The organism is Rhodococcus sp. (in: high G+C Gram-positive bacteria), from assembly GCF_049286785.1.
Lineage (GTDB): Bacteria > Actinomycetota > Actinomycetes > Mycobacteriales > Mycobacteriaceae > Rhodococcus_F.
The window spans coordinates 1-9,453 of record NZ_JBAQEO010000390.1 but is presented as its reverse complement, the minus strand read 5'-3'; the positions used below and the strand labels follow the sequence as shown (position 1 = coordinate 9,453).

Sequence of the window (9,453 nt, the reverse complement as noted above, 5' to 3'; positions counted from 1 at the left end):
CGCCCGCGGTTCGCTACGTGTCGATCATGCACCTGGCCACGCAGTCAGGCCAGCCCCTGATGGACGCCGGCCTTCGAGTATGAGACGAAGGCCGCTGCGGCGATCGTCACGGTACTGGTGCACGCCGCGCAGCGAAGCAGCACAGGTTGGCTCGGCGGGGCTACCGTTGCCACCATGGACTTCTCGGCGATGACCGCGACGGTGACCGGCCTGATCGACGCGGCGCTCGACCGCTCGATCGTCCTGGGTTACACGAAGCTCGGTTCGCAAGTCCGCAGTCGATGGTGGCCGGCCGATCCGGAACCGGGTTCGATGGCGGGCAAACGGGTGCTGGTCACCGGCGCCACGTCGGGTATCGGGGAGGCGATGGTGCGGTCGTTCGCCGATCTGGGGGCGACGGTCCACCTGCTGGGTCGAGACGAGCGGAAGGTGCGGCACAGTGCCGACGGAGTGCGTGCCGCGGTACCGGGTGCGGTGGTGATCGAGGAGATCTGTGATGTGTCCGACCTCGCCGCCATTCGAGATTGGACCGACGGTCTGTCCGATCGGATCACCGTTCTACACGGGTTGATTCACAACGCGGGCTCGATGCCGAAGGAGCGCGCGGAGACGCCACAGGGTCATGAGGTACAGCTGGCCGCACATGTACTCGGCCCGCATCTGATCACCGAGCGGCTGCTCCCACTTCTGCGGGCGGCGGGCGGATCGTCGGTGGTGTTCATGTCGTCGGGAGGCATGTACAGCTCGGCGCTGGAGTCCGACGACCTGGAGTACCGGGTGGGCAGCTATAACGGCGTGCGCGCCTACGCCCGCACCAAGAAGATGCAGGTGGTGCTGGCCGATGCGTGGGCACGGCGGCTGGCCGGCGCCGACATCCGCGTGGAGAGCATGCATCCCGGCTGGGTGGAGACCCCGGGCGTTGCCGAATACCTGCCCACGTTTCGCAAGATCACCCGCCCGCTGCTGCGTGACACGGCGGACGGCGCCGACACGGCGGTGTGGCTGGTGGCGACGCGGCCGGATTCGAAGCCCGGTCACTTCTGGCATGACAGGGCTCAGCGCCCCACGACCTTCGGCTGGCAGCGTGCCGAAGACCCGGCCGAGGTGGCGCGCTTCCTCGAGCAGGTGACCGCGATGACCGGCACGCCGGACGAGTGGGCAGGGGTGGATTCGGCACCGGATTGACCGGTCCATCGGCCGAGTCCGGGCCACAGGCGTTCAGAACATTGCCGCCGAGCCGACCTCCGGATGGCTGCGCATGTACTCCACCAGCCGATCGACGTAGCTGCGGAACGGAGGAGGCTCGATCCCGCTGCCGGCGAGGTCGGCACGAAGATGGTCGGTCAGATAGTGGGTGGGTTCAGCGAAGTAGTCGACCGCCTCCGGCGGTATCCGCATCAGCCGGTAGAGCCCGGGAACGCGTGCGAGCGACGCCTTCGCGAGCTTCCGCGGTAGCGGAATCTTGATCAGCTCCCGGCCGGTCGCCTGGGCGAGTGCGTCCGCCATCTCGTCAACGGTGAGCGGCCGTGGATCTGCGAGGTGGTAGGTCTTGCCCTCGGAGACAGATCGCCCACTCAGATACCCCACGGCATCGACGATGAAGTCGCGCGGCACGACGTTCACGCGCGTCATCGCCGGGTCGCCGGCCACTGGCAGGATCGCGTGTCGTGGCTGACGCAACAGCCACTGCATGATGAAGTAGGGACCGTCGAATTTCTGGGTCTCACCCGTGCGGCTGTCACCGACGACGATCGACGGGCGGTAGATCGTGGCGGGCATCCCCGCGGCCATCCGACGGCGCACGTCTGCTTCTGCGAGGTGTTTGGTCTCCTCGTAGTAATTGTTGAACGGCGCACCGACCTCGAGGTCGTCCTCGCCGAATGGACCGGCGTAGCGGCCGCTGACGTAGCACGTGCTGAAGTAGTGAAGGCGCGTCAACGATCCAGCGCGGATCGTCGAGCAGCGTTCGAGTGCGTCGAGAACGTTGCGCGTGCCGCCGACGTTGACCCGGATTCCTACCTCACGGGGCACTGCCAGGTCGTATGCCGCCGCAAGGTGCCACACCTCGGTGACTCCGTCGAGGAGATCTGCGCCGAGACCGAGTCCGGGCTGCGTGACATCGCCCTCGACCAGGCGAATCCGTCCCTGTAGCGAGGGATCGACGGCACTGAGCTCACCCACACGTCGCTCCGCCATTCCGGCGAACTTGGACTGCACCAGGCAGATCGCCGCGCCATCCGTGCGTCGCAGGATGCCCGGTAGCAACGAGCTGCCGAGAAAACCGGGGAATCCGGTCATGAACACGGTCATCGCTTCACTCCTCGGTCTGGTCGGACAACCGCGATGAGCGACAGTGTTCTCGAGCTACGCCATCGTTCTCGAGCTACGCCATCGCCGGGTCACGACACCGCTCTCGCTGGCGCGTACCCCCGGTTCGCTGCGCCGGGTCGCCGAGGGACCGGTGCGGCTGCCCTGAGTTCATGTCCCCTCTCGGGTCAGCTTCTCGGGAGGCTACCTACACGACAGTAGCCGGTCGGAATGAGGAGCGGCAGCTACCGACTTTCCACCACGAACAACGCATTCACTCCGGAGCTGAAGTTGCCAACGTGGCCCGTGTGTTCGTGAACGAGACCGGGCTCGCCCTCACCAACCGCGCTCGCGCCACTCCCCGAGGTGCGGTCGCTCGGCGCCGAGCGTGGTGTCGTCACCGTGGCCGGGGTAGACGACGGTGCTGTCGGGGTACCGCGCGAAGAGTTTCGTTTCCACGTCGGACAGCAAGGAGAAGAACTTGCCTGCGTCCGCGGTCTTTCCCACACCTCCCGGGAAGCCAAGCGACGTTGGCAAGTCGTCGTTCGCCCATCACGTCACGACGCTGTCGAAGCGGTCAGGACGCGGTAAGCGTCCGGTACTTGGCGGACCGGACAAGCTGTGGGTGGATCTCGGTGCCGAGGACACCCGTTACGACCTATTCGAGAAGGTGTATATCGGGCTCTACGACCCGGATGGCGCAGTTCGGTTCTTCGATGTCGACGACCCACCGCCACGCAACGGTCGTCCACCGGAGTCCGCGACGCTTTCCTTCGCCGAATTCACCGCGGTCGTGCATGGAGAAGTCGAGCGGCGCAATCGCTTTGCCCCCACCTGGTCGGAACCCGACAGCGAAGACTAGTCAGGACACTCGCGTACCGGCATACGGTGGAGTAGTGCCGTCGACCGATCCCGTCACGAGCGCCCGGCTCGCCAAACAACGCCGTCGGGACACCGCGCCGGAGATTGCGCCGCGCCGCGAGCTGCATCGCCGTGGCGCGCGGTTCTACGTCGATCGGGCACCGTTGCGTGGACTGCGTCGCCGCGCCGACCTCGTCTTCCCACGGCGACGCGTCGCGGTCTACGTCGATGGATGCTTCTGGCACTGCTGTCCGGAACACGCCACCGCCCCGAAGAACAACGCAGAATGGTGGGCCGACAAGCTTGCGGCGAACGTGGTTCAAGACCGCGATACCGACGCAAGGCTGGCCGCAGAAGGCTGGCAGGTGGTACGCATCTGGGAGCACGAGCCGGTGTCCGCGGCGGCAGACAAGGTGCAGCGGGCTCTCACCCATCCGGCGTGAACAGCCAGCTCTTCGCTTCCAACTACGCTTACCGGTGATGACGGTGCAGTCGAACTCCCGCGAAGGCACAACCGTGCGAACGGTGCTTGCTCTCGCCATCGCGATCGCCGGCATCGCCTACTCCTCGTGGTTGCTCGAATTCGTACTCGATACCGGCCTTAATCCGACCAACTCGTTCCTCAGCGAACTCGATGGCCTCGGCCAGCCGTACCGCGAGCTGTTCTCGACGGCGGACACGCTGACGGGTGCACTACTCGTCGCGGCGTCATTGAGCGCACTATTGCTGCTGCGTCGACGACCACTCACGAACGTCGGCTGGGGCGCGCTGCTCGTTTTCGGTGGCGCGACGATCGCCGATGCACAACTTCCGATCGGCTGCATCCCAACGCCGGTGCAATCCTGTGGATCCGAACCGAGCGGGCTTTTCCCGCAGTTGCACCACGTTCATGCGCTGACGAGCACCATCGCAGTCAATGCCATCTTCGTGGCGATGATCGCGTTCAGCTGGGCGGCATTTCGTTACGGAATGCTGCCAGTCCTGCGGGTCTTCGGGCTGGCCGTGCTCGTGATCGCATCGTTGACCACCGCTTGGATGCTCATCGCCGACAACCTTCCCGGCGACTATGCCCTCGGCATCGCCCAACGAGTCCAGGTCGGGGCGATGTCGATATGGCTCGTCATTCTTGGCGTGGCCGTCTATATGCCACGCTCGCAGTCGTGAGTGAGCAAGTGAACGCAACGGTGGAGCGCGATGACATCCTTCGTTCCCGAAAGGCATGAACCCGCTAAGGAGCAGTCATCTCGCGAGAGCTGCCTTCGCCATTGGGGGTGCGTTCCGAATGGTCGATTACAATCCATCCCCCCATAGCCGTAGATTCCATCGGAAGCTCGTTGTTCTCCATCTAGCTCCGGGGGAGTTCCGGGAGGTTGTCGACTATCTTCATTGTCTCCACGCTGACGGTCACGATCCGCTTCACCAGCTCGACGATGTAGCGCGGGTCGTTGTGCTCGTCGCACCAGTCGTTCGGATCGTTGACGATCCCGGACACCGTGCTGGACTGCCCGGACTGGACGGAGAGACGGACGCGCCGACGAGTGCCTACAGGTTTATATGCAGTCGGCGGCAACCGGAGCGTGGAACACGCCGATCCTAATCTGGGCCTATTCCGGTCCCGGCGAACAGCTCAGCTTGCTGGAGGACGAGTTCGATCGCCTTCTCTTCGTGATCCGGTGGGTAGTCGTATTTGGCCAGGAGCCGCCGCACCTTGGAGCGCATGGCGGCCTTGACGCTGTTCTTGAGGTTCCAGTCGATGGTCGCGCTGGAGCGCACGGCCTTCACTAGCTCGTGGGTCATCTTCTTCAGTGTCGCGTCCCCCATCTCCAGCACGGCGGAGTCGTTCTGAACGATGGCGTCGTAACAAACTCGCCGGGGTCGAGACCCCGGAGCTGTCGACCCTGTCGGATGAGTTCCTCGACTCCCTGGCCGACAAGGAGAAGCCCAACCTCCAGATGGGCCTGCTGCGCCGTCTCATCAACGACGAGATCACGACCATCCGTCGCACTAACATCGTCCAGGCCCGCAAGTTCTCCGAACAGGTTGAGGACGCCGTCAACCGCTACACCAACAAGTCGCTGACCACCGCCGAGATCATCGCCGAGCTGGTCGAGCTCGCCAAGGAAATCCGCGACGACCAGAAACGCCACGACGAACTCGGCCTGCGTGGTGACGAGGTCGCCTTCTAACAAAGAGGCTCGCCCCGAACACGATCGACATCTAGAATTCGATAAGGCAATTTCCTCGTCATAGACGACCAGCTGGTCTTCTACACAGCACGAGAAGCCAACCGACCCGGTCAGCTCTGCAACCGGACGCGCCCCCAGATCCGACCTGCTCGACGGTACCTACGACATGCCGGGCGGCGGGCGCACGGGACGAGCCATCGAGGAGCCGCCGGCCACGACACGGATACCAGAGGAGGATCCCGATGTCAGTGCACGCCCGGCCGAGGATGGCCACCGAAATCCCGGCATCCATCACGACCCCCGACGCGGTGGAAACGCGTCTGGGAACGCTGCGCTTCTTCGACGGCCTGCCCGACGAGGCGACCGTGCAGACGGTCTACGACAACCTTGACTTCCAGCGCGCCGTGCAGGCGTTCCTCCTGGCCATGCCGTGCGCGCCACACCACGCGTTGCGCGCGGGCTTCCGGAAGTTCGGCCCCGACAACCGAACGGTACTCATCGCCGAGACGCTGCTGGATTCCCGCACATTGCTGCATGGGGCGAACACGGAGACGATCTACAACTTCGGCTGGCTCGACACGCACGGAGGCCCGCTGGTGATCGAGGTGCCGCCGCGCGTACTCGGCTTTGTCAACGACTTCTGGGGCCGCTTCGTCGTCGATATCGGCAACGCCGGTCCCGACAAGGGCCAAGGCGGGAATTACCTGCTGCTGCCCCCGGACTACACCGGCGACATTCCCGAGGGCTACTTCGTCCTGCACTCTCGAACCTACGGCAATTTGCTGACCTTCCGCGGCTTCATCGTCGACGGTGACCTGCGGCCCGCAGTCGAGAACACGAAACGACACTACCGCGCCTACCCGCTGGCCGAAGCAGCAGACCCGCCCGCAACGACCTTCGTCAACATCTCCGGTGAGGCATTCACCGTCATCCACCCCACCGACGCATCCTTCTACGAGGCGCTCGCTGAGGTTGTTCACGAAGAGCCGTTGGACGCGATCGACCCCGAGACGCGTGGGCTGCTCGCGGCCATCGGCATCCGCAAGGATCAGCCATTCGCGCCCGACCCGCGCATGCGGCGGATCCTGACCGAGGCCGCGTCCGTCGGCAACGCCACCGCCCGCACGCTGGCTTTCAGCACGCGGAATGAGGAGGGCTACTACTATCCGAACAGCGCTTGGCAGATCGGCTGGATCGGCGACTACGAGTTCTCGCCGGGTGGCGTGCTGGATATCGACGCGCGGACGTATCTCTTCTACGTCGGCTGGGGGATCAGTCCCTCGATGACGATCAAGATGGTCGGCATAGGCTCCCAGTACGCCTGGAGCTGTCGCGACGGTGCTGGCCACTACCTTGACGGCGGTAAAGCCTACCGTCTTCACCTGCCGCCGGACGTCCCGGCCAAGGACTTCTGGTCGGCGATCGTCTATGACCCGCAGACGCGCTCGCTGTTGCAGACCGACCAGCAGTTCCCCAGTCTGAGCAGCCAGAAGCCAGACATCGCCGTCAATCCCGACGGCTCGGTCGACATCTACTTCGGCCCCGAGCCACCGGCCGGCAAGGAGCCGAACTGGATCCAGACCATCCCAGGCAAGGGCTGGTGGATCATCCTGCGGATCTACGGCCCGCTCGAACCGTGGTTCGACCAGACCTGGCGACCGGGCGAGATCGAGATGAAGCCGTAAGCTGCCGGAACAGCCTGAATTTCGGCTTGGGACCGAACGCGGGGGCAAGAAAGTTGCAGCTCACCAAAGAAACCGATGGCGACCAAAACACCGGCAAGCTGAAGCGAAGATCTCAATCGGAGGCACCTGATGAGCACATACAAAATGGTCACCGACATCCCCCCGTCCATCACCACACCGAACAGTGTCGAGACCCGACTAGGTACGTTGCGGTTCTTCGACGGCCTGCCCGACGAGGCGACCGTGCAGATGGTCTACGACAACCTTGACTTCCAACGCGCCGTGCAGGCGTTCCTCACGGCCCTTCCGGCGGCGTCACTCTCCGCGACGCGCGCGGGCATCCGCACCTTCGGCCCCGACAACCAGACGATGCTGATCACCGAGTCGCTGATGGACTCGCACACGCTGCTCCTCACCGCCAACACGGAAACCATCTACACCATCGGCTGGCTCGACACGAAGGCAGGCCCGCTGGTGATCGAGGTGCCGCCGCGGGCGCTCGGCATGATCGACGACTTCTGGCAGCGCTACGTCGGTGATGTGGGCAACGCCGGTCCGGACCGAGGCCAGGGCGGCACGTACCTGCTCCTCCCCCCGGACTACTCCGGCGACGTGCCGGCGGGCTACTTCGTCCTGCGCTCCCGTACCTACGGCAACCTGCTCGGTGTCCGCGCGTTCATCGTCGGCGGCGACGTGCGAGCGGCGGCGGACAGCGTCAAGAGTCAACTACGCATCTATCCGCTGGCCGAGGCGGCGGATCCGCCCGCAACGAGCTTCGTCAACATCTCCGGGGCCTTGTTCAACACCATCCACGCCAACGACGTGACGTTCTTCGACGAGGTCGTGCCGGTCGTTCAGGAGGAGCCCCTCGAAGCCACCGACCCGGAGGTTCGCGGGCTGCTCGCCGCGATCGGTATCCGGAAGGGCACACCCTTCGCGCCGGACGACCGGATGAGGAGCATCCTGGCCGAGGGCGCTGCCGTCGGCAACGCGACCGCCCGGGCTCTCGTCTTCAGCGCGCGGAACCAGGACGCCTACCACTACCCGGACAGCGCCTGGCAGCTTGTCTGGATCGGCAACGACTACCAGTTCTCGCCGGGCGGTGTCCTCGACCTCGACGCGCGAGCGCTGTTCTACTACATGGGGCTCGGCATCAGCCCGGCGATGGCGGTGAAGATGGTCGGCGTCGGCTCCCAGTACAGCATGGCCTATCACGATGGGGCCGGGCAATACCTCGACGGCGGGAAGAGTTACCGGCTTCGCCTGCCGGGACCGATCCCGGCCAAGGACTTCTGGTCGATCGTCGTCTACGACCCACAGACCCGAACAATGTTGCAGACCGACCAGCAGTTCCCCAGCCTGAGCAGCCAGAAGCCCGACATCGCCGTCAACCCCGACGCGTCGGTGGACATCTACTTCGGCCCCGAGGCCCCGGCCGGCCAGGAGACGAACTGGATCCAGACCATCCCCGGCAAGGGCTGGTTCGTCGCCCTGCGCCTCTACGGCCCGCTCGAGCCGTGGTTCGACAAGGCCTGGCGGCCCGGAGAGATCGAGCTGGTGTCGTAACGGCGCGCCAAGGGCGGCGGGGCCGACGGTCACTTCCTCGGGCTTCGCCGGGCGCGAGCGCATGCCGTCCCTTTCACCGAATCAACTGGGTCAGTGCCACACGGCGTCATCTGGGAGAATGTAGGCGTGCGCGAAGGGAAACTCGACCGGTTCGACCGCGAACCAACGTTGCTCGCGGATGTGCGACGACGACTGCGTCGGTCCCTCGGACCGGATGTCTGGTTGCCGACCACCACGGTGGACCGCGTCCTCGACGAGCGGAACTAGGGTCAATTCATAGGCCTCGCGAAGGGCGCGAGCAGGACAGGTTGTGGTAGCCGGTGCGTAGCATCCATACATGAGTCTGACCAGTGACTCAGTGACGACTGCGCAACGCATCGCCGCGCTCTCCGACTGGAAGGCGTCGTTCTCGACGAACCCTCGTAAGTCTGCCGGTCGCGGCCAGGCGATCTCACTGGGGGCACAAGCCGGAGGTTGTCGGCAACGTTATCGATGCCTTGCCTCGACGAGCTGGCTATTGCCGATGACCATCGCCAACGTGGGCGTCTCGTTGGGTCTGCCGCCGTAGTAATCGTGGTGGACGAGCGCGTTGCGTAGGTCGGCGAAGGTGCGCAAAGCCGGAAGGTCCAACTGGGTGCGGTACCGCCGGGCGTATTCCTCGGCCATCCTGACGAAGCCGGTGCGGGCCATCGTCGGTCTGGAGCTTCCACTTGAGATGGTTTTCGATCGCGGTGAAGGCGGACAGGAATCGGATCGCACCACTGACTTCGTCCATTTCGGTGACGTCCTTCCTCGGATGGTCTAGTCCCGACCGCCCGGCGGTGCAGCCGAGGAGGCGGTTCGTGCAG

Annotated in this window: 13 protein-coding genes and 1 pseudogene; 9 read left to right on the top strand and 5 right to left on the bottom strand. The window is 64.9% G+C overall.

Annotated elements, in window-relative coordinates:
• Positions 1-174: 174 nt before the first annotated feature.
• Complete coding sequence (locus WAW17_RS14490; RefSeq protein ID WP_422333647.1) at positions 175-1,185, top strand: SDR family NAD(P)-dependent oxidoreductase; 1,011 nt, start codon at positions 175-177, stop codon at positions 1,183-1,185.
• Between the two features lie 33 nt (positions 1,186-1,218).
• Here the strand turns inward: WAW17_RS14490 and WAW17_RS14485 are convergent, their stop codons facing one another.
• A complete protein-coding gene (locus WAW17_RS14485; protein WP_422333646.1) occupies positions 1,219-2,310 on the bottom strand; it encodes an SDR family oxidoreductase in 1,092 nt (363 codons plus the stop codon).
• A 43-nt stretch (positions 2,311-2,353) separates the two neighbouring features.
• Between WAW17_RS14485 and WAW17_RS14480 the strand changes: the two genes are divergently transcribed.
• On the top strand, positions 2,354-2,476 hold the full coding sequence (locus WAW17_RS14480) for a hypothetical protein (protein WP_422333645.1): 123 nt from the start codon (positions 2,354-2,356) through the stop codon (positions 2,474-2,476).
• Positions 2,477-2,643: 167 nt separating this feature from the next.
• Here WAW17_RS14480 and WAW17_RS14475 read toward each other — a convergent pair.
• Positions 2,644-2,826: pseudogene (locus tag WAW17_RS14475) on the bottom strand (MBL fold metallo-hydrolase); the annotation flags it as partial.
• On the opposite strand from WAW17_RS14475, the gene WAW17_RS14470 reads away from it, so the two are divergent.
• The 3 genes from WAW17_RS14470 to WAW17_RS14460 are packed head-to-tail and all read left to right on the top strand — an operon-like array spanning position 2,789 to position 4,332.
• A complete protein-coding gene (locus tag WAW17_RS14470; protein WP_422333649.1) occupies positions 2,789-3,169 on the top strand; it encodes a hypothetical protein in 381 nt (126 codons plus the stop codon). The pseudogene WAW17_RS14475 and the gene WAW17_RS14470 overlap by 38 nt on opposite strands.
• A 34-nt stretch (positions 3,170-3,203) precedes the next feature.
• Entirely contained in the window at positions 3,204-3,611 is a 408-nt protein-coding gene (locus tag WAW17_RS14465; protein ID WP_422333644.1) for a very short patch repair endonuclease, read from the top strand.
• A gap of 37 nt (positions 3,612-3,648) precedes the next feature.
• Positions 3,649-4,332, top strand: coding sequence for a DUF998 domain-containing protein (locus WAW17_RS14460; RefSeq protein WP_422333643.1), 684 nt, complete (start codon positions 3,649-3,651; stop codon positions 4,330-4,332).
• 181 nt (positions 4,333-4,513) lie between these two features.
• Here WAW17_RS14460 and WAW17_RS14455 read toward each other — a convergent pair whose 3' ends face one another.
• Both WAW17_RS14455 and WAW17_RS14450 read right to left on the bottom strand, forming a co-directional pair.
• Positions 4,514-4,660: a hypothetical protein gene (locus WAW17_RS14455; protein WP_422333648.1), complete on the bottom strand. Its 147-nt coding sequence runs from the start codon at positions 4,658-4,660 to the stop codon at positions 4,514-4,516.
• Between the two features lie 101 nt (positions 4,661-4,761).
• A complete protein-coding gene (locus WAW17_RS14450; protein WP_422333642.1) occupies positions 4,762-4,989 on the bottom strand; it encodes a type I restriction enzyme endonuclease domain-containing protein in 228 nt (75 codons plus the stop codon).
• On the opposite strand from WAW17_RS14450, the gene WAW17_RS14445 reads away from it, so the two are divergent.
• The 4 genes from WAW17_RS14445 (at position 4,974) to WAW17_RS14430 (ending at position 8,872) form a co-directional block, all read left to right on the top strand.
• Positions 4,974-5,354: a type I restriction enzyme endonuclease domain-containing protein gene (locus tag WAW17_RS14445; protein ID WP_422333641.1), complete on the top strand. Its 381-nt coding sequence runs from the start codon at positions 4,974-4,976 to the stop codon at positions 5,352-5,354. The two genes, WAW17_RS14450 and WAW17_RS14445, sit on opposite strands and share 16 nt — an antisense overlap.
• A 242-nt stretch (positions 5,355-5,596) precedes the next feature.
• Positions 5,597-7,039 carry a DUF1254 domain-containing protein gene (locus WAW17_RS14440; RefSeq protein ID WP_422333640.1) on the top strand — a complete coding sequence of 481 codons (1,443 nt, stop codon included), beginning with the start codon at positions 5,597-5,599 and terminating at the stop codon, positions 7,037-7,039.
• Positions 7,040-7,168: 129 nt separating this feature from the next.
• Complete coding sequence (locus tag WAW17_RS14435; RefSeq protein WP_422333639.1) at positions 7,169-8,605, top strand: DUF1254 domain-containing protein; 1,437 nt, start codon at positions 7,169-7,171, stop codon at positions 8,603-8,605.
• Between the two features lie 126 nt (positions 8,606-8,731).
• Positions 8,732-8,872, top strand: coding sequence for a hypothetical protein (locus tag WAW17_RS14430; RefSeq protein WP_422333638.1), 141 nt, complete (start codon positions 8,732-8,734; stop codon positions 8,870-8,872).
• A 219-nt stretch (positions 8,873-9,091) separates the two neighbouring features.
• Here the strand turns inward: WAW17_RS14430 and WAW17_RS14425 are convergent, their stop codons facing one another.
• Positions 9,092-9,295 carry a hypothetical protein gene (locus WAW17_RS14425; RefSeq protein WP_422333637.1) on the bottom strand — a complete coding sequence of 68 codons (204 nt, stop codon included), beginning with the start codon at positions 9,293-9,295 and terminating at the stop codon, positions 9,092-9,094.
• Between the last annotated feature and the right edge of the window lie 158 nt (positions 9,296-9,453).

Bases quoted from the DNA above. Each gene is read 5' to 3' on its own strand.
- WAW17_RS14450 (WP_422333642.1), bottom strand. From the start codon at position 4,989: ATGGGGGACGCGACACTGAAGAAGATGACCCACGAGCTAGTGAAGGCC.
- WAW17_RS14460 (WP_422333643.1), top strand. From the start codon at position 3,649: ATGACGGTGCAGTCGAACTCCCGCGAAGGCACAACCGTGCGAACGGTG.
- WAW17_RS14425 (WP_422333637.1), bottom strand. From the start codon at position 9,295: ATGGCCCGCACCGGCTTCGTCAGGATGGCCGAGGAATACGCCCGGCGG.
- WAW17_RS14490 (WP_422333647.1), top strand. From the start codon at position 175: ATGGACTTCTCGGCGATGACCGCGACGGTGACCGGCCTGATCGACGCG.
- WAW17_RS14485 (WP_422333646.1), bottom strand. From the start codon at position 2,310: ATGACCGTGTTCATGACCGGATTCCCCGGTTTTCTCGGCAGCTCGTTG.
- WAW17_RS14435 (WP_422333639.1), top strand. From the start codon at position 7,169: ATGAGCACATACAAAATGGTCACCGACATCCCCCCGTCCATCACCACA.
- WAW17_RS14440 (WP_422333640.1), top strand. From the start codon at position 5,597: ATGTCAGTGCACGCCCGGCCGAGGATGGCCACCGAAATCCCGGCATCC.